The organism is Burkholderia sp. MSMB1826, assembly GCF_001526325.1.
Classification (GTDB): Bacteria; Pseudomonadota; Gammaproteobacteria; order Burkholderiales; family Burkholderiaceae; genus Burkholderia.
This window is the reverse complement of sequence record NZ_LOYN01000010.1, coordinates 599,947-621,823: the sequence shown is the minus strand read 5'-3', so window position 1 is coordinate 621,823 and position 21,877 is coordinate 599,947. Positions and strand designations below refer to the sequence as shown.

Sequence of the window (21,877 nt, the reverse complement as noted above, 5' to 3'; positions counted from 1 at the left end):
ACACACCGTCGGGGCCGGTGCCTTTTCATAATTGGTTCATCGTGACGGCCTGCAATGAAGCGCGGCCGGCCGACATCGCACGCAAACCGCGCGCCGGGACACGGGTCGAGACGGCGATCGTTGACGACGGACCGGGTGTGCGCGGGCGTGCCGGGCCCTGGCTCGCCGTCGATCGCATCGTGCGCGCCGGGCGAGGCGATCCTCCCGCATCCCGTCGCCATCCTGCACGCCCGCAAGCGGGCGTTGCCGCTCGGGCGCCTGCGCCGCCGGGGCGATCTGCCGGTGCGGGCCGCTTCGGGCCGAAACCTGCGGGTGGGCGGATCGCGCAAGGTCGGCCGTCATGCTGCACCGCACGACGCGCGGGCCGGCGCCCGGCATCCGGCCGGCCGGCGGGATTTCGCCGAAAAGCGCCTGCGCGACGCGATGCCGGTGATTACGACGTGTAACGGCCGGGTGGCCGGCGCGCGGGCGCGAGGCGATGCGGCTACCCGGGGGCGCGCGCGATTATGCGTTCCGCGGAGCACGGTACTTTGCTTTTTGGGAGATTTCGATGGAAATCGCGGGCAATCGACCGGATCAATCTTGCGGAAAAGTAGTATTTGCCACTGATTGACGGGAATGGTCATAGATAATCAAATCTCAGTGGTCAAAAACGCGGAGCGCCGGGCCACTGGTAGCGTAACCGACTGATTCACGTTTATCTTTTGGTAACAAGGCCAACTGGCAACGGGGTGTAAATTCAGGTGCGGATGAAATGGGGCGGTCGAGCCGCGCGCGGTTTGGCAGCCCTCCGGCTCGGCATCGGGTGCGACCGTCGTGTACGACGCGACGCACATGCGGGTCGGCGTTTCCGTGTGCCGACGTGCCCCGCCTGACGGCGGGTCGCTTCAAAGCCGGAATGTCATGGCTCCTGCAGTCGCGCATTCCGTTCGAGTTCGATGACAACGAGGCCGGATGACAGCCGGCTCGATCTCCGGGGGTTCTCGCCGTGTGCAGTTTCGATCTTCGCCAAAGCTGCGGAAACGCAGCGCGGAAAGGCGGCCATGCGCCGCCGACCGCAGCGCACGCGAACGGTTCGCGGAGTGCGGAAAGTGATGGTTCGTTATGAATATGCCAATAACGCGCGATAAGAGCGCCGGCGTGGGGAGCGGTAACGGGCAGCGTCCGCTGATTTACTGGACGCAGTCGCCGTCCGTGATGCTGCGAAAGGAATTGTCGCGCCGCGACTGGAAAGTGTCGGTCGTCGCGCATGCGAACGAGCTGCGCGACACGTCCGGCGAAATTACCTGCGGCATTCTCGATTTGAGCGGCGGCCACGCCGATGCGATCGGCAGCATCGCGTCGACCTGCGCGTCGATGCGCGATGTCGTCTGGGTAGCGCTCGTGGACGCCGGCCAGACTGCCTCGCCGAACGTGCGCGCGCTGTTGCGCGACTACTGCTTCGACTACGTCACGCTGCCGGCGTCGCACCAGCGGATCGCCGATACGGTCGGCCACGCCTACGGTATGGAATGCCTGTTCGCGCGCGATCGCGAACAACTCGAATCGGAGGAAAAGGGCATCGTCGGCACCTGCAGCGCGATGCTGCGGCTGTTCGACACGGTGCGGCGTTTCGCGCGCACCGACGCACCGGTGTTCGTGTTCGGCGAAACGGGAACCGGCAAGGAACTCACGGCCGTCGCGATCCATCGTCATTCGGAGCGGCGCAACGGTCCGTTCGTCGCGGTCAACTGCGGCGCGATTCCGCCGCACCTGCTGCAATCGGAACTGTTCGGCTACGAGCGCGGCGCGTTTACCGGCGCGAACGCGCGCAAGATCGGCTACGTCGAGGCCGCGAACGGCGGCACGCTGCTGCTCGACGAAATCGGCGACCTGCCGCACGAAAGCCAGGCGAGCCTGCTGCGGTTTCTGCAGGAACGTGCGATTCATCGGCTTGGCGGCAGCGATCCGGTGCCGGTCGATGTCCGGATCGTGTCGGCGACGCACGTCGATCTGCGCGATGCGATGGAGGAAGGGCGCTTTCGCGCCGACCTGTTCCACCGTCTGTGCGTGATGCGCATCGATCAGCCGCCGCTGCGCGCGCGTGGCAAGGACATCGAACTACTCGCGCATCACATGCTCGAGCGCTTTCGCGGCGATGCGCGCCATCGCGTGCGCGGGTTCTCGACGGATGCGATCACGGCGCTCTACAAGCACGACTGGCCGGGCAACGTCCGCGAATTGATCAACCGCGTGCGCCGGGCGGTCGTGATGACGGAAGGGCGCCTGATCACCGCGCAGGATCTCGAGCTCGAATACTGTCTCGACGCGGCGTCGCCGTCGGTGGCCGACATCCGCAAGTCGATCGAGCGCGAAGCGATCGAAACCGCGTTGCTGCGCACGCGCGGGCGCGTCGCCGCTTCCGCGCGCGAACTCGGCGTGTCGCGCGCGACGCTGTATCGCTGGATGGAGGCGTACGGCATCGAGCGGCCGCGCAGCACGGGCTCGTCCGACTGACACGCGGCGGCCCGACGCTCGCGGCGGCCGCGAGCGTCGCGTCACCCTGCCTGGCTGGCCCGTACCGCGCGTGCGGCGTTCACGGCCCGGATTTCCACCGCGGGCGGCGCATGGTCGTCGGCCGCCGCGGGCTTCCCGTCGATTCGCAATGGAATGAGCGCGATGCGCGCCGGCGTGCCGGGCGCGAGATGGAACCAGTCGTCGCTCGGCATGAAACCCGGTGCGTCGATCTGCACGTGGCGCGCGACATGCCGCGTGTCGATGTCGACGTGCCAGGTCTCGCCGGTGCGCGATACGCACGCTTCGATCCCCGGCTCGCGACGCGCCAGCACGGCAGGATGCGTGCGGGACGGGAAATGGAACGCCTGCGACAGCAGCGTGCCGTCGTCGGCGCGCAGCGTCGCGACGACCGTATCGTGTTCGCAGGGGCCGAAGCGGTACGCGTAGGTCCAGTCGAAGAAGCGGCCGAGCAGCTCGGCCGAGCCGAGCCGCACCGTGTCGTGCGCGGCGATCCGCACCGGGCAGCCGGCCCGTGCGACCGGCGTACGGCCGTCGCGTAGCGCGACCAGATCGATCGCGGCCGACAGCGGCGCCGGGCGCTCGTTGACCACGTGCACGTCGAGCCCGTTCAGGCCTTCGTCCACGAGCAGCACCTGGATCGGCTGCAGCACCTGGCGCAGCGCATACCATGCCGATTTCGGGCGGTGCGCGGCGTCGATCACGCCCCATCCGGCGCCCTGCATCACGTCCTGGAACTGCCACACGAGCGCGCCGGCGCAACGCGAACCGGCGCGTCGCCATTCGGAGAACGTCTCGCGCATCACGTCCGCGATCACCGCACGCGACAGCTCGACGTAGCGCGCCGGATCCTCGCGTCGCAGCCGGTCGGGCGCGACGTCGTACAGCGTCTGCAGATAGTGGTCGCGGATATCGTCGAAATCCCACGACGTGCCGGGGTCGCGCGGCACCGCCGCCTTCCAGCGCGGCTCGTGCACGCCGGGCCAGCCGAGTTCCGCGAGCGTCGCATCGCATGGCACGTTCGCGAACGCGAGGCATTCGCTCGCAAAGCGCACGTCCGCGCGGCGCGCGTCGTCGAGCGGACGCAGGTACGCGCCGACGCCGTAGTAGTGCGACACACGTTCGCGCGGCGTGAACGGCAGCACGCCGCCGTCGGGCGAATCGGGCACGTACGGGACATCGGGGCGGTGCACGGCCGCGTGGCCGGCCAGCCGGTCGGCCGTCAGCTCGACGAAGCGCTGCTTCGGCCCGAGTCCCGACATCGCCGCCTGTTGCGCGATCTCGCTGCCGCCGCACAGCACCGCGAGCGACGGCGACGCGCCGCGACGCGACAGGAACTGGCTCGCTTCGCGCTCGACGTTGGCCGCGAACGCGGGATCGTCGAGCGCGTAATCGAAGTTGGCGAAACCGAAGTCCTGCCAGACCAGCAGCCCGAGCCGGTCGCACCATGCGTGGAACGCGTCGGCCTCGTAGGTCATCGTGCCGCCGACGCGGATCATGTTGAAGCCGGCGTCGCGTGCGAGCCCGAGCAGGCGGGCGTAGGTCGCGTCGTCCGCGTGCAGCGCGAGCGGCGCGGCGCTGCTCCAGCATGCGCCGCGCGCGAACACCGGCACGCCGTTGATGCGCAGCCCGAACCCCTTGCCGTCGGCGCCGGAATCGACCTCGATCGTACGGAAACCCGTCGAGCCGAGCGGCCGGCGCGCGGCGCCGATATGCAGCGCGATCTCGTAGAGCGCCGGTTCGCCGTGCGTATGCGGCCACCAGCGGCGCACGTTCGGTATCGCGACGCTTGCGCGCACTTGGTCGATGTCGGCACGTTCGAGCGTCGCGTGATGGTCGCCGCAAGACAGCCGCGCCGCGAACGCGGCGGGCAGCGGCGCGGCGAACGTCAGTTCCGCGTCGAGCCAGCCCGTGTCGCCTTCGATACGGGCATGCAGTTTGCAATCGGCCAGAACGGGGCCGCTGGTCGGATCGAGCACCTCGACGGGCCGCCACGGGCCGGTGGGCACATACGGCGGAAACCAGCCCGGCATGTGCCCGAACAGTGACGTGCGGATCGTGCGCAAGGCGGCCGGTTCGGCGAGCCGCGTGCGCCAGCGCGCACGGCGCGGCGCGCGCGCGTCGCGCAGATGCGGCGCGAGCGCGCGGAAACAGAGGGTCAGCCGGTGCGTGCCGTCGAGCGACACGGGCACGTCGTGCGCGACGAACATGCTGTCCGAGCGGTGGATCGGCGTGTCGTCGAGCCAGGCGTGGGCGAGCGTCGCGAGGCCGTGAAAGCGCAGGATGCGCGGCCCGCGCCCGCGTAGCTCGAGCCGGTACCAGTGGTCGCGCTCGTCGAGCGACGCGGCTTCGTCGAGCCGGCCGGCCAGCGCGAGCGCCTGCGCGACCGTGCCGGGCACCGGCGCCGCGATCCAGTCGCCGTGATCGGCCGGGAGGTCGCGCGGTTCGCGCACGGCGCCCGCGGCCGTCGCCAGCATCGACCATGCGGGCGGGGTGCGGGCGCGCGTCACCGCATGGCCGACACGGGTGCGGTGTCGGCGCGCACGGGCGTCACGTGCCGCAGCGGCGCGCCGATCTGCCGCGCGCACGCGACGAGGTCGGCATACGCGACCTCGATCGCTTCGAGCGTCGAATCGCCGTATTCTTCCTTGCCGCGTGCGCACGCGCGCGCGAGCCGGAATTCGAGCACCATCGCTTCCGACGCGATGCGATCGCATGCGGCGCGGATTTCGGCGAACGGCCCGGTGCAGCCGCTCGCTTGCAGCCAGCGCGCATAGTGGCCGAACAGTTCGAAATTCGCGCCGAGCTGCCGCACCGAATTGAACGAGTACGCATGGAAGCGCTCGAGCGGCGCGTCCGCGAGGATGCGCGCGTCGGTCTGCAACTGCCGGCGGAACGCCGCGATCGGATCGACGATCGGCACGCGCCGCAGGTGGCGCTGCAACGCGGCGAGCGAGGCTTCGCACAGCGCGCGTTCGTCGAGCGGTGCAAAGCGTCGCTTCGCGCATTCGACGTACGGCGGCAGCGTCATCGGCGAGCTGGCGCCGACGAGCCCGTTGTAGTCGAAATCCTCGGCGACGTAATAGCCGCTGTTGTGGAAGTAGCCGATCTGGTGCTGCGCACGGTCGATCGCGTCGATGCCGATCGTCGTCTTCGTATGCTGCGTGCGGTAGCTGCTGCCGCGCGTATCGGGCAGGAACCACGCGTCGACCTCGACGATCATCAGGTGGCCGCGCGCGACCTGCGTCTCGATGTGCTGATCGAGCGGTTCGTAGATCGAATGTTCCTGCACGACGATCCCGTAGAGCCGCTCCAGCTCGTCGTGCGGAAACTTGAAGAACGTGAACTGGTCGCCTTCGAAATCGAGCGCGATCGTAAACGGCAGCGCCGCGTACGGATTGAGCCCCCACCACCGGAGCACCTCGAGCCACATGTCGACATAGCAGTTGGTCTGCTTCCAGACCATCTCCTGACTGTGCAGCGGGTGCGGCCGGTAGTGGCGCGCGCGGTGGCGCACCCCCTCGAACGACGCGTCTTCGCCGTCGCGGGAAACGAACCTCATGGCGTGCCCCACAGCACGTCGCGAACCGCTTGCGGCCAGGCGTCGATGTCGAAGCCGTGGTGGCGGAACAGCGCGAGCGTGAGCCGTTCGAGGCCGAAGCCGACGCAGCCCGTGTGCGCGACGTCGCCCGTCGCGGTGCGGATGTCCCACAGCAGTCCGAAATGGTCCATGTGGTAGTTGAAGCTCAGGCACGCGGTCTGTCGGTCGTCGTGCTCGATCGGAATCAGCAGCTCGAACTTCAGGTTCTGCTCGCGCTGGCTGTTCGCGACGATCTTGCCGCCGCGCCCGAAGAACGGATCGTTCGCGAGATCGATCGCATTCGGCAGGCGCAGCGCTTCGATCATCCGCGTGCCGCGTTCCATCCACGTCTCGCGGAACGAGACGATCTGCTCGGGCGTGCCGATCCGCACGTATTCGCGCATCCGGAACAGTTGCATGCGGGTCGGGTCGAGCGACGGTTCGTGACGGAAGCAGTACGAGAACACGTCGACGATCCGGCCGTCGGCGGGCAGCGCCCCAGCACGCGCGACGACGGGATACACGGGATAGCACGCGGCCGGCGTCATCACGACGTAGGTCGGCTTCTGGTTTTCGGTCCAGTCGTCGCCGCGATCGAGGCATTGCAGCACGCGCTGGTGCTGGCGTTCGTCGCCGCAGAATGCGTGCACGCTGCCCGCCAGTTGCGGGAAGCTCTTCATGTATTCGCTGCGCTCGAACTCGGTGCGGCTCATCGCCGGCGGGAAGCGCAGCACTTCGGCCTGCTGGTCGGCGCCGAGGCGCGTGACGAACGCGTCGAGCGCTTCGACCACGCGCTCGAATCGTTCGCTGCGGCCGAACAGGCCCTGGATGCCGGTCGAAACCAGCAGGCCCGCGTCGATCAGCGCATCGCGCAGCGGATTGACGCCCGCACGGTCGAGCGGTGCGTCGGCGGGGACGGAGGCGGCGGAGGGCACGGCGAGGCGATCGTTCACGTATGTTTCTCCAGCGTCGCGGGACGCAGCGCGAGCAACAGGCTCGCGGTGTTGGCGGCAATGCGGTCGTTGCTGATCATCAGCGGCGCCGCGTGCAGGTCGCGAATGTGGCGGCCGATGCTGAACGGCGTGCCTTGCTTGTAGCCGGCCATCCCGCAGATCATCATCGCCTGGTGCGCGACTTCGAGCGCGGTCGCCGACACGTAGGTCTTCAGCGTATTGATCTCGGCGGCCCAGGCCATGCCGGCCGACCACGAGCGGGCCGACGCGCTCGCGTGGAGGCGCAGCACGTTGTCGACGCGAGCCTGCATCGCCTGCATCAGCGCGAGCGATTCGGCGATGCGTCGCGCGGCGGGCGACGGTGCGCCGTCGGTCTGGCGCGCCTGCGCGCGGAAGAACTGGTGCGCGCGATGGAACGCGTCGCCGGCCACGCCGATCCACACCGCGGCCCACAGGATGTGCGAGACCGGCACCATCGTCTCCTCGGCGATCTTCGCGAACGGCACCGGCAGGCATTGCACGGCGGCGCCTTGCGCGTCGAGCACGAAGCCGTTGCTGCACGTGCCGCGCATGCCGAGCGTGTCCCATTCGCCGCGGCGCGTGAGCGTATAGCCGTCGCGCAGCAGCGTGACGAGCACCTGCTCGGAAGGCGGCGCGTCCGCATCGCGTCGCGCGGTGGCGAGAATACCGTCCGCGTAGTCGCCGTACGAGATCGTCGGCGCGGATTTGTGCAACCGGAACCCGCTGGCGTCGATTTCGAGCGCGCACTGGCTCGCGCGCAGGTTGCCGCCGACGCCGTCCTCCGACGTGGCCGAGGCGAGCAGCCACTGGTGACGCACGAGCTGTTGCAGGAACAGCTTGTGCCAGCCCTGGTCGGCGGCGTGGTCGACGATGCAGGCGACCTGGATCTGGTGCATCGCGAACACCATCGCCGACGATGCGCACGCCTGGCCGAGGATCGAGCAGGCCGATGCGATGTCTTCCAGCGACGCGCCCGCGCCGCCGAGATGGGTCGGCACCATGGCGCCGAGCAGCCGGCGCGCGCGCATCGCCTCGATCGCCTCGACGGGGCAGCGCGCGTCGCGATCGACCGCATCGGCATGCTGGGCGGCGATCTGCGCGACGGCATGCGCGGCCTCGTCGAGCCGATGCGAATCGCTGTCGGACGCGAGTTCGGGAAGCAGCGCGCTCATGCGGAGTGCTCGGTGCGTTGCAGCGTGGCGATCGTGTCCGCGAGTGCGTCGATGCTGCGGAACAGGTTGCGGTTCAGCATCTCGTCGGGAATCTCGATGTTGAACTGCTTTTCGATCGCGAGCATCAGCTGGATCGTATCGAGCGAGGAGAGGCCCGCTTCGTAGAGGTCGTCCCCGTCGCCGATCGAATCGATCGCGGCTTCGAGGTGGGCGACGTGCTTCAGGATGGTTCTGATTTCGTTTTTCACGTGCTGCTCCGGCATGCGTGGTGTCGTCCGCCCGGGCAGACGCGCGACACGCGCTGACATCCCCCCGGCAGTCCGGCATCAGTAGACCATCGGCAGACACGGCGTTCTGTTCGCCACCCTACAAACAGCTGACCCGGCACGCCGGCGGCGCCGACGCGCCGTCCCGGCCCGGCGCGCCGGTCAGGCGCGCGACGCGGCCGGCACGCCCGAGTCGGCCGACAGGATGCGCTTCATCTCGTCGCGCACGATCGCGCGGCAGCCGCACGACATTTTTTCGAGGCCGTCGAGGTCCGCGAGCTCGATCGAGCTGCGGTATTGCCGGATCAGGCCGAGCTTCTGGATTTCGCCGGCGGCGTCCGTGACGGTTTCGCGCCGCACGCCGAGCATTTGCGCGAGCATGCTGTGCGTCACCTGGATCTCGATGCTGCGCGTGCGGTCGAACGCGAGCAGGAACCATCTGCACAACTGATGTTTGAGCACGTGATGACGGCTGCAGAACGTGATCTGCGAGACCTGCGCCATCAGCAGCCGCACGCCGACGAACACGAGATGGCGGATCACCGGCGACGCATCGAACGCGGCCGCGAAGACGCGCCGGTCGAGCCGATAGACGAAACCGTCGCGGCACGCGACCGCGCGGCAGGGCATCCGGCCGCTGCCGCCGATCACGTCGTCGCAGACCACGCTTTCGCTGCCGATCTCCGCGACTTCCAGCGTCATGCCGCCGGACGACACGTACTGCAGCGAAATCGCGTTCGTGACCGGCAGGTAGACCGCGGCGAGCATTTCGCCGGGTTCGCATAGCACCTGCCCGGATTTCAGGTGAACGAGTTGCAGGTGGGGTGTCAGCGTGGCGAGTTCGTCGCGGTCGATGGCCGCGAGAAACCGGTTGGCGTCGAAGCTGTGGGAAAGCTCGATCACGCCGTTCGCATACGCGACGGCGTCGGCGGCCTGGTGAGTCACGGCGCATCCTCGCAGGTTGGCGGTCGCGCGTCGTCTCGGCGAACCCCGGAACGGGATTTCGCACGATCGTGCGGACTTTCGTTGATCAAAAACGGAATGACGATACTCGCGAAAAAGGCTAGCACGCAATTGAATTCGAACAATTCCGCATTCCGTCATTTCACAAAGTTTGACGATTGCAATTGAGCCAGAACGTTATGTCGATTTAATGATTCATTTTCCGGAATTAATCATCCGGAAATGGAATCGTGAGCTTGCTTGTCATTCTATGTCGACCGGGAATCAATCGGTCGACACGGCGAATCGTACAGCGAAAGTGGCCGGAAGGCATTGAACATTATTTGACAAATTAATGGGGTACGCATAATTTGTCATTTGAATCAATGGCTTGTGGAGATGTGTGCGGTAGCGGACAGAGCCGTGAATTAGTGTATCGATTCAAATTTGAGACAGTTTGAAACGAGCGTGTGCGGTACGGCGATGACGCGAAATGCTGCGCTGCACATCACGAAAACAATTGAAAATCGGCTGTAAGTATTTGAACGATAAGCTTCGTAGCCGCCGCGCGGCCGTTCTGGCCGGAGCCGCGGGAATTGATCAGTCGAATGCTCGCTGTGTCCGTCGCGCGGGAGAGTGTCCGGAAATGAGACGCTTTTTGGGATTCGGGGGCGGTTATTCGGCGGCTCTAAATCGGATGTGATTCATATATTAAGGACGGGCGGCTATTGGCACGTAAATCGCTTATTCGGGCTGGCGTGTCGAAACGGGGCAGTCGACTCAATTCGGCGATGACAAGCCGATGATCAGTCGGATTCAGGGTTGTGGGCCGCAACCGCTGTCAATGTCCGGGCGCGCATCGAGATAACGAGTTCCGTGCCTGCCGCTGCAAGCGGCGCGGACGATAAAAGGGAAACAGACATGCTTCATCTTCACTCGAGCTATTCGGCGAACGCCATCCTTGCTGCCCTCCCGGAGGACAGCATCCGCGCCATCGCACCGCATCTCGAACTGGTCAGGATCAAGGCCGGGATGCTCGACCGGGTCGGCGAGCCGATGCGCCACCTGCACTTTCCGACGACGGCGATGATGTCGGTGCAGCATCTGATGGAAGACGGTGCGATGGTCGAAGTGGCGGTGGTCGGCCGCGAGGGCGTGGTCGGGCTGGGGACGCTGGTCGGCGGTCTCGCCGCGTCGAGCCGGGTCGAGGTGCGTATCGGCGGCATGGCCTATCGCGTGCCGAGTTGCGTGATGCGCGCCGAATTCGAGCGATCGGCGCAGACTTACCGGCTGCTGCTCAACACTTGCCAGGCGACGATGGCGCAGATCTCGCGCAGTGCGCTGTGCAACCGGCACCACTCGGTCAGCGAGCAACTCAGCCGCTGGCTGCTGCTCGCGCACGACCGGATCGACGGCGACGAGCTGGCCGTCACGCAGCAGACGATCGCGAACATGCTCGGCGTGCGGCGCGAGGGGGTGACGGAAGCGGCCGGGAACCTGCAGGAAGCCGGGCTGATCCGGCAACGCCGCGGCCGCATCACGGTGCTCGACCGGCACGGCCTCGAACATCAGGCGTGCGAGTGCTACGACCTGATTCGTGCCGACTACCGCCGATTGCTCGGCACGCGCGCAAATGCGAGGCCGGCGGCGGTTCGCCCGCGCATGCCGGACGCGCATTTCGGATTCCCCGCGCACGGTGCGTGACGATGCAGTCGATGTCCGGTGGAACGAATGCAATGCGACGAACTGCGATCGCAGTGGCCGACGGCGCGCTCGTGCTGGCCGGGACGCTCGTCGCGCAGGCGGCGTCGGGTCTCGGATGGCATGAATTGTCCGATGCGCAACGCGGTTCGATCGCGCTGCTGTGCGTGCTGACGGTGGCGTTGCTGCCGCGCTACCTGCGCACGGTGCCCGGCGGCGTGGCGGTGCAGGGCGGCGCGCACGTGCTGACGCACACGCTGGTGGCGGTGATGTGCGCGAGCGTGCTGACGGTGGCGGGCACGATGTGGATCATGAATCGCGGCGGCACGGTGACGACCCGCTGGATCGTGCGCACGGTGCTGGCCGGCGACGCGGCGGTGCTGCTCGGCCGAGCGGCGCTGCTGGCGCTCGCGCTGACGCGCGGCGACCCGCTTGCGCGGCAGCGCCGGGTCGCCGTCGTCGGCGCAACGGCATACGGGCGCGTGGCGATCGAGCGGATGCAACTCGCGCCGAACGGCCCGTTCGTGGCCGCATGCGTATTCGACGACGATGCACAGGCCGGCGCGGGCGGCATCGGCGGCGTGCCGGTGATCGACGACTGGAACACGTTGCGCGACCTGATTCGCGGCGGCGACATCGACGAGGTCTGGCTTACGCTGCCGATGTCGCACGAGTGGCGGATCCACCGCATCGTGCGCGAGTTGCGCGACGAGTTCGTCGAGTTGCGGCTGTTGCCCGACGTGCGGCAGATGGCGATCGTCGATCGCTCGGCGACCGACGTGTTGGGCATGCCGGCGATCAATCTCGCGACCACGCCGCGCTCCGCGCCGGAGTTGTGGGCGAAGTTCGCGTTCGACCGGCTGTTCGCGTTCGGCGTGCTGATTCCGTTGCTGCCGCTGCTGGCGCTGCTGGCGATCGCGGTCAAGCTGTCGTCGCCGGGGCCCGTGCTGTTCAGGCAGCGCCGCAAGGGCGTCGACGGCCGCGAGTTCGACATCCTGAAGTTCCGGACGATGCGCGTGCATCGCGCCCAGCCCGGCGTCGTGAGGCAGGCGTCGCGCAACGATGCACGCATCACGCGCGTCGGTGCGTTCCTGCGGCGCACGTCGCTCGACGAGCTGCCGCAGTTCTTCAACGTGCTGTTCGGACAGATGTCGGTGGTCGGCCCGCGTCCGCACGCGATCGAGCACGACGACCTGTATCGGCAACTGATCGACTGCTACATGTACCGCTACCGCGTGCGGCCCGGCATCACTGGATGGGCGCAGGTGAACGGCTATCGCGGCGAGACGCGCAAGATCGAGGCGATGGAGGCGCGCGTGAAGTTCGATCTGTTCTACATGCAGAACTGGAGCTTCTGGTTCGACATCAAGATCATCCTGATGACGGTGGTGCGCGGCTTCGTCGGGCGCAACGCATTCTAAGGAGGCCGAATCATTGGCGCGGCGCCGCGTGCGCGATCGTATCGACTGCGTGATGCCGGTTCGCGAGCATGGAAGGACGCACCGTGGCCGCACGGGAAATTGCTGCGCTGCGGTTGCGTCGGCGGACTTCGCGGCGTGGGCCGCGAAGCCGGGATTGCGCGTCGGTCCCCAGTTTCCGCACCGCTGCCGCTGCCTGACGGGTACGCCGATTTCGGTCAACACACGCGTGTTCAATGGGTTTATCCTGCGTCGAATGCGTCCGGCGTTTCGCACGTCCGGCCGCCCATCCGGATGCGGCGGCGCAGTCGTGCCTGCGTGCCGCGCACCGGCGCGATACCGCGCGCCGCTCTTTTTCGCGCGGAACCCGGAACAGGAGAGACGGCCATGTCGCTCGACCCACAACAAAGGCAGACGCTGAAGCAGCGGCTGAACGAGAGCGAGCAGGCGCTGCGCGCGGAGATCCGCACGAGCGAAGACCAGCGCGCGTCGGAATCCTATGCGGATCTGGCCGGCGCGGCGCCGGACGAGGGCGACGAGGCGAACGCGGACCTGTTCGTCGACGTCGATCATGCATTGATCGGCATGAAGCTGACCGAGCTGCGCGCGATCGGCCGCGCCCAGCAGCGGATGCGCGACGGCAGTTACGGCGAATGCATCGACTGCGATGGCTCGGTCGGTTACGAGCGCCTGCTGGCGCGTCCGACCGCCGAGCGCTGCGCGCATTGCCAAGCGCTGTACGAGCGACGCTACGCGACGACGCCGCGCGCGTCGCTCTGACGTCGCGGCTTGAACCGCGCTGCACGCGACGCGCGGCCGGCGTAGGATGACCAACAGGCGCCCGGCGGCGTCGACATGCGGCGCCGGGCGGGCACGCCGTCGCGCATGCGCGCGGCGCTACATCCACGTGGAAGGGAGCCACGCCGATCATGCCGATTCACAATGCCGAGTGCGCGGCCGTGTTCGCCGAGATCGCCGACATGCTCGAGATCCAGGGCGCCAACCCGTTTCGCGTGCGTGCGTACCGCAACGCCGCGCGTACGGTCGCCGACTACGGCCGCGATATCCCGACGATGATCGCGAACGGCGACGATCTCGGGAAGATTCCGTCGATCGGGGCCGATCTGGCGGCGAAGCTGCGCGAGATCGCCGCGACCGGCACCTGCGAACTGCAGCAGACCTTGCGTCATGCGTTGCCGGGCGCGATCGTCGAGCTGCTCGATGTGCCCGGGCTCGGCGCGAAACGCGTGAAGGCGCTGCATGACGCGCTGCACGTCGATTCGCTGGAACAGTTGCGCGCCGAAGCGAAGAGCGGGCATGTGCGCGAGCTGCCGGGCTTCGGCGCGAAAACCGAAGCGCATCTGCTCGAAGCGATCGACGATCGTCTGCAGCGCGAGCCGCAACGCTTTCTGCTGCCCGACGCCGCGCAAGCGCTGATGCCGTTGCTCGAACGCCTGCGTGCGGTGGCCGGCGTCGGCAAGGCCGTGCCGGCCGGCAGCTTCCGCCGCCGTCGCGAGACGGTCGGCGATCTCGACATCCTCGTCACCGCACGCGAGCCGGCGGCGGTCGCCGAAGCGTTCGTCGGCCACGGCGACGTGGCGCGCGTGCTTGCGCACGGCAAGACCCGGTCGAGCGTGACGCTTGCCAGCGGGTTGCAGGTCGACCTGCGCGTCGTCGATGCCGATGCGTTCGGCGCGGCGCTCGTCTACTTCACCGGATCGAAAGCGCACAACATCGCGCTGCGCAGGATCGCGCAGGCCGGCGGCCTGAAGATCAACGAATACGGGGTGTTTCGCGGCGACGAGCGGATTGCCGGCGCGACGGAGGCATCGGTCTATGCGGCCATCGGGCTGCACGAGGTGCCGCCCGAATTGCGCGAGGATCGCGGCGAGATCGATGCGTCGCGTGCCGGCACGCTGCCGGCGCTGGTCGAGCGCAAGCATCTCCATGGCGACCTGCACGCGCATACCGATGCATCGGCCGGCCGCGACGGCCTGCGCGCGATGGCCGACGCCGCGCGTGCACGCGGGCTCGCGTACCTGGCCGTCACCGACCGTGCTCCGCCCGATGGCGCCCGGGACGGCTTCGACTGGCTCGCGCGCCAGATCGACGAGATCGATCGCGTCAACGCGACGTTCGACGATTTCGTGTTGCTCAAGGGCGTGGAAGCCGGCATTCGCGAGGACGGCAGCCTCGACGTACCCGACGCGATGCTCGGCCGGCTCGATCTCGTGGTGGGCGCGGTGCGCGACGGTTTCGACCTGCCGCGCGGCGCGCAAACCGATCGCATGCTGCGCGCGATGGACCATCCGCATTTCACGATTCTCGCGCACCCGACCGGCCGCGTGCTCGGCGAACGCGACGCCTGCGCACTCGATGTGCCGCGCGTGCTCGCGGGGGCCGCCGCGCGCGGCTGCTTCGTCGAACTCGATGCGCAGCCGCGGCGATTCGATCTGCCGGACGTCTGGTGCCGCGAGGCCGCGAAGGCCGACGTGCCGGTCGCGATCGGTTCGGATGCATGCAGCGCGGACGAACTCGACAACCTCGCGTTCGGCATCGATCAGGCGCGGCGCGGCTGGCTGACGCGGCAGGATGTGCTGAACACGCGCACGCTCGCGCAACTGCGGCCGCTGCTGGCGCGCACGATGGGCGGTGCGGGCAGCGCGGGCGGCGGCGCGAAGCGCAGCCGGTCGAAGGGCGCGTGAACGCAACGCGGCTGGCCGCGTTGCATGCAACTCATGCCGGCATGGTCAAGCGAGCACGCCGGTCGCCGGCACGTAGGGCAGGCCGAGCGCGAGTGCGACCGCTTCGTACGTGATGTGCCCGTCGCACACGTTCAGGCCCGCGCGCAGATGCGGATCGTCGAGCATCGCCTGCTTCCAGCCCTTGTCGGCGAGCGCGAGCGCATGGCCGAGCGTTGCATTGTTCAGCGCGAAGGTCGACGTGCGCGCGACCGCGCCGGGCATGTTCGCGACGCAGTAGTGGACCACGCCGTCGACGACGAAGGTCGGCGCCGCGTGCGTGGTCGCATGCGAGGTCTCGAAGCATCCGCCCTGATCGATCGCGACGTCGACGACGACCGCTCCCTTGCGCATCGTCGCGATCATGTCGCGCGTGACGAGCCGCGGCGCCGACGCGCCCGGCACCAGCACGGCGCCGATCACGACGTCGGCCTCGCGCACGGCTTCGTCGACCGTTTGCGCATTCGAGCAGACGGTCGCGATCCGGTTGGCGAACACGAGATCGAGCTGGCGCAACCGGTTCACGTTGTTGTCGAGCACGGTGACGCGCGCGCCCAGGCCCACCGCCATCTGCAGTGCGCCGGTGCCCACGACGCCCGCGCCGAGCACGACGACGTGCGCGGCCGGCACGCCGGGCACGCCGGCCATCAGCAGCCCGCGGCCGCCGCGCGGGCTTTCGAGGTGGGTCGCCGCGACCTGGATCGACATGCGGCCGGCGACTTCGCTCATCGGTGCGAGCAACGGCAGGCCACCGCCCGGGCCGGTCACGGTTTCGTACGCGATGCAGACCGCGCCGGATTTCACGAGCGCGGCGGCCTGAGCGGGATCGGGCGCGAGATGCAGGTACGTATAGAGGATCTGGCCGCGCCGCAGCATCGCGCATTCGGCCGGCTGAGGCTCCTTGACCTTGATGATCATGTCGGCGCGCGCGAAGATGTCGTCCGCGCCGTCGCTGAGCGATGCGCCCGCTGCCGTGTAGTCGTCGTCGAGCAGGCCGATCGCCGTGCCCGCGCCGCGTTGCACGAGCACGCGATGGCCGTGCCGCACGAGTTCGCGCGCGCCGGCCGGCGTGAGGCCGACGCGGTACTCGTGGTTCTTGATCTCTTTCGGCACACCGATCAGCATGAGTCGCCTCCATGGCCTTCGTTATCGTCGTCGTGCGGGCAGCCGCTTGCGTGGCGGCGTACCGACCGCAGTACTGGAATAACAGGGTAGTTGTGCACGGAGGGAAGTCAAGCGGCCGGCCCGCGCGACGACGCATGCGCACTGCAACGCAGCATGCGCGGCTACCGGCTGCGGCCGTTGCGACCGGACGTCGCAATGCGCGCGTGGCCGGGTTTCGGTATCGTCATGCGTGCCGCGTGCGGGAATGCTTTCGGCAAAACAACGAGACAACGAGACGAGGACCTTGACCGACATGACCAGTGCGTATTTCAGCGTGCCGACGCTTTGCGCCATCGCGCTCGTGCACGTCTACTGGGCGTTTGGCGGGCGGATGGGCAAGCGTGCGGCCATTGCGGAGCACGACGGCGTACCGCTGTTGCGGCCGACCGTTGTCGGCACGCTCGCCGTCGCGGCGGCACTGCTGTGCGGCGCAGGCGTGGTCGCCGCGCGTGCCGGCTGGCTGGGGCGCAATGCGTATCCCGGCACGATCGCGTTCGCGGTCGTTGCGCTCGCATTGATCTTCGCGGTGCGGGCCGTCGGCGATTTCCGTTACGTCGGCTTCTTCAAGCGGATTCGCGGGTCGCGTTTCGCGCGGATGGACACGCTGTATTACTCGCCGTTGTGCGCGGCGCTGGCGTTGTCGATCGCGTCGATGTTCTGGCCGTGGTGAGGGGAGCGCCGCGCGCGATTCGACCCGCGTGCGTATCGGTCGGCGTAAGGTATTCGGCCGGCACGGCATCGTGGCTATGCATAAGAGGCGGAAGCTACCGGAGCGCGGTGCAACTCGACATCGCCATCCGAGCGGGCGTCGCCGGGAAGCGACACGCGGCCCCCGTGGCTCTCACGTCGCTCACGTCCGTCACATCCCCGGCGTCCCCGGCGTCCCCGGCGTCCCCGGCGTCCCCGGCGTCCCCGGCGTCCCCGGCGCCTCGCGTCCAGCTCGTTTGCGCGACCGGCGAACGCATCCGTCATCTAACCATCCTTGCACATTCGGTCTTGCGAACTTCCCATTGTTGCTAATTTCGATGCACTGAATTGCATCGAACCCTCTAGTAATGGAACCGGTTCCATATATAATTCGCCGCACTCGTCGCCGGGCTCGAAAAGAGGGTCGTGCACGTTGCGCTTGCTGTCCGATGACGCGACGTCTAAGTTGAACAAAGGTCGTGAGCGATGACGGATAGATACCGGCCGATGCCGGTATTTGTCCGACGATAGGCCCGCGAAGAGGTCCAGCCGCGCAGTGCCGCCAGTCCCGGGCGACGTGCGGCTGCAATGACGGCACCGCCGCGGACTGCGCCGCCGGACGCCTGCATCGAGGTTGTGCGCAACACCCGAAAGAACACGGCGACCGGCCGCCTGCGGCACGGCTGCCTGCCGGGCACGCGGCATGCGGAATGCGCGCGTCCGAACCCGATCCCCAACGATCAACATCCGACCATGTCCACGCCACCTGACAAACCCAATTCGCGTCGCCGTTTCCTGCGCACCTCGGTCGCGCTCGTGCCGATCGCGTCGGTCGCCGGCTGCGACCTGCGCTCGTCGTCGTCGTCCGCGACGACGGCCGGCAACGCGTCCACCGCGTCGGCCGGCGCCGAACGCGCGCCGTACAAGCCGACCTTTTTCGATGCGAAGGAATGGGCGTTCGTCCAGGCCGCCGTCGACCGGCTGATTCCTGCCGACGCCGAAGGCCCCGGCGCACTCGAAGCGGGCGTGCCCGAATTCATCGATCGCCAGATGGAGACGCCGTATGCGCACGGCGCGACGTGGTACATGCAGGGGCCGTTCCAGCAGGGCGTGCCCGAGCTCGGCTACCAGTTGAAGCTGGTGCCGCGCGACATCTACCGGCTCGGCATCGCGGCCGTCAACCGCTATTGCGAGAAGACGCACGGCAAGGCGTTCGCGGATCTCGACGCGCCGACGCGCGACACGGTGCTCGGCGCGCTGGAGAAGGGCAGCGCGCAGATCGAGGACGTCCCGCCCGGCGTGTTCCTCGGCCAGTTGCTGCAGAACACGCGCGAAGGCTACTTCTGCGATCCGGTGCATGGCGGCAATCGCGACATGGCCGCGTGGAAGATGATCGGTTTCCCGGGCGCGCGCGCGGACTTCATGGATTTCGTCAACCAGAGCGGCAAGCCCTATCCGTACGGCCCCGTCTCGATCAACGGGGAGCGCAGCTGATGGCCGCAGATAAGAAGCCGCACGTCGATGCGGTGATCGTCGGCTTCGGCTGGACCGGCGCGATTCTCGCGAAGGAACTGACCGAAGCGGGCCTGAACGTCGTCGCGCTCGAGCGCGGCGAATATCGCGACACCTATCCGGACGGCGCGTACCCGAACACGATCGACGAGCTGACCTACAACATCCGCAAGAAGCTGTTTCTCGACCTGTCGAAGACGACCGTGTCGATCCGCCATGGCCTGCAGGACACCGCGCTGCCGTACCGGCAGCTCGCCGCGTTCCTGCCGGGCGAAGGCGTCGGCGGCGCGGGGCTGCACTGGTCGGGCGTGCACTTCCGGATCACGCCGGAAGAGCTGCGCCTTCGCAGCCACTACGAAGAGCGCTACGGCAAGAAGTTCATCCCCGAAGGGATGACGATCCAGGATACGGGCGTCACGTACGACGAGCTCGAGCCGCATTTCGATTTCGCCGAGAAGGTGTTCGGCACGTCGGGGCAGGCGTACAAGGTCGGCGGCAAGGTGGTCGGCGACGGCAACGTGTTCGAGGCGAACCGCAGCGACAACTTCCCGCTGCCCGCGCAGCTCAATACGTATTCGGCGCAGCGCTTCTTCGACGCGGCGCACTCGCTCGGCCTGCATCCGTACCGGCTGCCGTCGGCGAACACGTCGGGGCCGTACACGAACCCGTACGGCGTGCAGATGGGCCCGTGCAACTTCTGCGGCTACTGCAGCGGCTACGCATGCTACATGTACTCGAAGGCGTCGCCGAACCTGAACATCCTGCCGGCGCTGAAGCAGGCGCCGAACTTCGAGCTGCGCTCGAAGTGCCACGTGCTGCGCGTCGACCTCGACGACACGAAGAAGCGCGCGACCGGCGTGACCTACGTCGATCCGGCCGGGCGTGAAGTGCACCAGCCGGCCGATCTCGTGATCGTGGCCGCATTCCAGTATCACAACGTGCACCTGCTGCTGCTGTCGGGCATCGGCAAGCCGTACGACCCGGTGTCGGGCGAAGGCGTCGTGGGCCGCAATTTCGCGTACCAGAACCTGTCGACGATCAAGGCGTTCTTCGACAAGGACACCTACACGAATCCGTTCATCGGCGCGGGCGGCAACGGCGTCGCGGTGGACGACTTCAACGCGGACAACTTCGATCACGGCCCGCTCGGCTTCGTCGGCGGCTCGCCGCTGTGGGTGAACCAGGCCGGCGTGAAGCCGATCAGCGGCATCGCGACGCCGCCCGGCACGCCGCAGTGGGGCTCGGCGTGGAAGAAGGCGGTGAAGGACAACTACGCGCACACGATCTCGATGGATGCGCACGGCACCAACATGTCGTACCGCGACGTGTACCTCGATCTCGATCCGACCTATCGCGATTCGTACGGCCAGCCGCTGTTGAGGATGACATTCGACTGGAAGGACAACGACATCAGGATGGCGCAGTACGTGACCGGGCAGATGAAGAAGATCGCGGAGGCGATGGGGCCGAAGGCGATCGGCGTGTCGACGCGCGAGTTCGGCAAGCACTTCGACTCGCGCCAGTACCAGACGACCCACCTCGTCGGCGGCGCGATCATGGGCACCGACCCGAAGACGAGCGTGCTGAACCGCTATCTGCAGTGCTGGGACGTGCACAACGTGTTCGTGATGGGCGCGTCCGCGCTGCCGCAGGGCATCGGCTACAACCCGACCGGGATCATCGCGGCGCTGGCCTACTGGTCGGCACGCGCGATCCGCGAGCAGTACCTGAAAAATCCCGCTCCGCTGGTGACCGCATGAAGAGGACGATGAACCACCACAACGCCGCGCGTTCGGTTTCCCCGCTGCGGCGCGCGCTGGCGATCGGCACGGCATGGGCGGCATTCGGTCTGTCGGGCGGCGCAGCGTTCGCACAGCCGGCGTCCGCGCCGGCCGCGGCTTCGGGCCCGGCGGCCGCACCGGCGGCGCTGTCCGCCGACGCGGCCCTCGTCAAGCGCGGCGAATACCTGGCCCGCGCCGGCGACTGCATCGCCTGCCACACCGCGAGCGGCGGCAAGCCATTCGCGGGCGGGCTGAAGTTCGACACGCCGATCGGCGGCATCTACTCGACGAACATCACGCCGGACCCGAAGACGGGCCTCGGCGGCTGGACCTACGAGGACTTCACCCGCGCGGTGCGCGAAGGCGTGCGCAAGAACGGCGACACGATGTATCCGGCCATGCCGTTCCCGTCGTATTCGCGGCTGACCGACGACGACATGAAGGCGCTGTACGCGTACTTCATGCATGGCGTCGCGCCCGTCGAGCACGAGAACCGCGCGGTCGACATCGTGTGGCCGCTGTCGATGCGCTGGCCGCTCGGCATCTGGCGCAAGATGTTCGCGCCGTCGCCGAAGCCGTTCGACGCGGCGCCGTACACCGACCCGGTGGTCGCGCGCGGCGCGTATCTGGTGCAGGGGCTCGGCCACTGCGGCGCGTGTCATACGCCGCGCGCGCCGACGATGCAGGAGCGCGGGCTGACCGACGCGGACGGCCCCGACTTCCTGGCCGGCGGCGCGGCGATCGACGGCTGGGTGCCGACGAGCCTGCGCGGCGAGCCGCGCACGGGCCTCGGCACGTGGAACGAAGCCGAGATCGTGCAGTTCCTGAAGACCGGCCGCACGCTGCGCACGGCCGCGTTCGGCGGGATGACGGACGTGGTCGGCCACAGCATGCAGCACATGACCGACGACGACCTGAACGCGATCGCGCGCTACCTGAAAACCTTGCCGCCGCGCGTGCAGGGCGAGCAGCAGCACGTGTACGACGCGGCCGCCGCGAAGGCGCTGCAGACCGGCGATGCGAGCAAGCCGGGCGCGGCCGTCTATCGCGACAACTGCATGGCCTGCCATCGCAGCGACGGCCACGGCTATACGCGCGTGTTCCCGGCGCTCGCCGGCAACCCGGTCGTGCAGGGCGACGATCCGACCTCGCTGATCCACGTCGTGCTGGAAGGCAGCGCGCTGCAGGGGACGCGCACCGCGCCGTCGACCTTCACGATGCCGCCGTTCGGCTGGCGCCTGTCGGATCAGGAAGTCGCGGACGTGTCGAACTTCGTGCGCACGAGCTGGGGCAACACGGGCGCGCCGGTGACCGCCGCGCAGGTCGCGAAGGTGCGCAAGAGCGTGCCGTCGAAACGGCCCGAGCCGCCGCCGGGCGCGCGGTTCCCGCAAGCGTCGCGCTGACGGGCGCCGGCCCGCCGGCGGC

General features: G+C 68.0%; 17 protein-coding genes. 10 read left to right on the top strand and 7 right to left on the bottom strand.

Annotation, left to right across the window (positions count from 1 at the left end; translation table 11 throughout):
* Positions 1-120 precede the first annotated feature (120 nt).
* Together WS95_RS34650 and WS95_RS04785 are read left to right on the top strand one after the other, a co-directional pair.
* Positions 121-609, top strand: a complete 489-nt coding sequence (locus WS95_RS34650) for a hypothetical protein (protein WP_156444431.1) — start codon at positions 121-123, stop codon at positions 607-609.
* A 495-nt stretch (positions 610-1,104) separates the two neighbouring features.
* Complete coding sequence (locus WS95_RS04785; protein ID WP_034204976.1) at positions 1,105-2,496, top strand: sigma-54 dependent transcriptional regulator; 1,392 nt, start codon at positions 1,105-1,107, stop codon at positions 2,494-2,496.
* 41 nt (positions 2,497-2,537) lie between these two features.
* Here the strand turns inward: WS95_RS04785 and WS95_RS04780 are convergent, their stop codons facing one another.
* The 6 genes from WS95_RS04780 to WS95_RS04755 all read right to left on the bottom strand — a co-directional run bounded on the left by WS95_RS04780 (position 2,538) and on the right by WS95_RS04755 (position 9,451).
* Positions 2,538-4,991 (bottom strand): glycoside hydrolase family 2 protein, encoded by a 2,454-nt coding sequence (locus tag WS95_RS04780; RefSeq protein WP_257139588.1) that lies wholly within the window; start codon positions 4,989-4,991, stop codon positions 2,538-2,540.
* Between the two features lie 29 nt (positions 4,992-5,020).
* Positions 5,021-6,076 carry a DUF1839 family protein gene (locus WS95_RS04775; protein ID WP_059783702.1) on the bottom strand — a complete coding sequence of 352 codons (1,056 nt, stop codon included), beginning with the start codon at positions 6,074-6,076 and terminating at the stop codon, positions 5,021-5,023.
* The gene (locus WS95_RS04770) at positions 6,073-7,047 is read right to left on the bottom strand and encodes an amino acid--[acyl-carrier-protein] ligase (RefSeq protein ID WP_034204974.1); all 975 of its coding nucleotides are present in this window, start codon (positions 7,045-7,047) and stop codon (positions 6,073-6,075) included. The genes WS95_RS04775 and WS95_RS04770 overlap by 4 nt, the downstream gene beginning before the upstream one ends.
* A complete protein-coding gene (locus WS95_RS04765; protein WP_034204973.1) occupies positions 7,044-8,240 on the bottom strand; it encodes an acyl-CoA dehydrogenase family protein in 1,197 nt (398 codons plus the stop codon). Before WS95_RS04765 ends, WS95_RS04770 begins: the two co-directional genes overlap by 4 nt.
* Positions 8,237-8,488 carry an acyl carrier protein gene (locus tag WS95_RS04760; protein WP_006490451.1) on the bottom strand — a complete coding sequence of 84 codons (252 nt, stop codon included), beginning with the start codon at positions 8,486-8,488 and terminating at the stop codon, positions 8,237-8,239. The genes WS95_RS04765 and WS95_RS04760 overlap by 4 nt, the downstream gene beginning before the upstream one ends.
* A gap of 180 nt (positions 8,489-8,668) precedes the next feature.
* A complete protein-coding gene (locus tag WS95_RS04755) occupies positions 8,669-9,451 on the bottom strand; it encodes a Crp/Fnr family transcriptional regulator (protein ID WP_034204972.1) in 783 nt (260 codons plus the stop codon).
* 918 nt (positions 9,452-10,369) lie between these two features.
* Here WS95_RS04755 and WS95_RS04750 point away from each other — a divergent pair.
* From WS95_RS04750 to polX, 4 genes are all read left to right on the top strand, one after another.
* Positions 10,370-11,152, top strand: coding sequence for a Crp/Fnr family transcriptional regulator (locus tag WS95_RS04750; protein WP_034204971.1), 783 nt, complete (start codon positions 10,370-10,372; stop codon positions 11,150-11,152).
* Positions 11,153-11,184: 32 nt separating this feature from the next.
* Positions 11,185-12,570 carry an undecaprenyl-phosphate glucose phosphotransferase gene (locus WS95_RS04745; RefSeq protein WP_257139587.1) on the top strand — a complete coding sequence of 462 codons (1,386 nt, stop codon included), beginning with the start codon at positions 11,185-11,187 and terminating at the stop codon, positions 12,568-12,570.
* Between the two features lie 384 nt (positions 12,571-12,954).
* Entirely contained in the window at positions 12,955-13,347 is a 393-nt protein-coding gene (locus WS95_RS04740) for a TraR/DksA family transcriptional regulator (RefSeq protein ID WP_034204970.1), read from the top strand.
* A 149-nt stretch (positions 13,348-13,496) separates the two neighbouring features.
* A complete protein-coding gene (polX, locus tag WS95_RS04735; RefSeq protein ID WP_059822554.1) occupies positions 13,497-15,272 on the top strand; it encodes a DNA polymerase/3'-5' exonuclease PolX in 1,776 nt (591 codons plus the stop codon).
* A gap of 45 nt (positions 15,273-15,317) precedes the next feature.
* On the opposite strand, the gene ald is transcribed toward polX, so the two are convergent.
* Positions 15,318-16,433: an alanine dehydrogenase gene (ald, locus tag WS95_RS04730; protein WP_059783695.1), complete on the bottom strand. Its 1,116-nt coding sequence runs from the start codon at positions 16,431-16,433 to the stop codon at positions 15,318-15,320.
* A 292-nt stretch (positions 16,434-16,725) separates the two neighbouring features.
* Between ald and WS95_RS04725 the strand changes: the two genes are divergently transcribed.
* The 4 genes from WS95_RS04725 to WS95_RS04705 all read left to right on the top strand — a co-directional run bounded on the left by WS95_RS04725 (position 16,726) and on the right by WS95_RS04705 (position 21,855).
* On the top strand, positions 16,726-17,142 hold the full coding sequence (locus WS95_RS04725; RefSeq protein ID WP_059822803.1) for a DUF3995 domain-containing protein: 417 nt from the start codon (positions 16,726-16,728) through the stop codon (positions 17,140-17,142).
* Positions 17,143-17,912: 770 nt separating this feature from the next.
* Positions 17,913-18,653 carry a gluconate 2-dehydrogenase subunit 3 family protein gene (locus WS95_RS04715; protein ID WP_059822802.1) on the top strand — a complete coding sequence of 247 codons (741 nt, stop codon included), beginning with the start codon at positions 17,913-17,915 and terminating at the stop codon, positions 18,651-18,653.
* Positions 18,653-20,431 carry a GMC family oxidoreductase gene (locus WS95_RS04710; protein ID WP_059822550.1) on the top strand — a complete coding sequence of 593 codons (1,779 nt, stop codon included), beginning with the start codon at positions 18,653-18,655 and terminating at the stop codon, positions 20,429-20,431. The genes WS95_RS04715 and WS95_RS04710 overlap by 1 nt, the downstream gene beginning before the upstream one ends.
* Entirely contained in the window at positions 20,428-21,855 is a 1,428-nt protein-coding gene (locus WS95_RS04705; RefSeq protein ID WP_059822548.1) for a c-type cytochrome, read from the top strand. The genes WS95_RS04710 and WS95_RS04705 overlap by 4 nt, the downstream gene beginning before the upstream one ends.
* Positions 21,856-21,877: the final 22 nt, after the last annotated feature.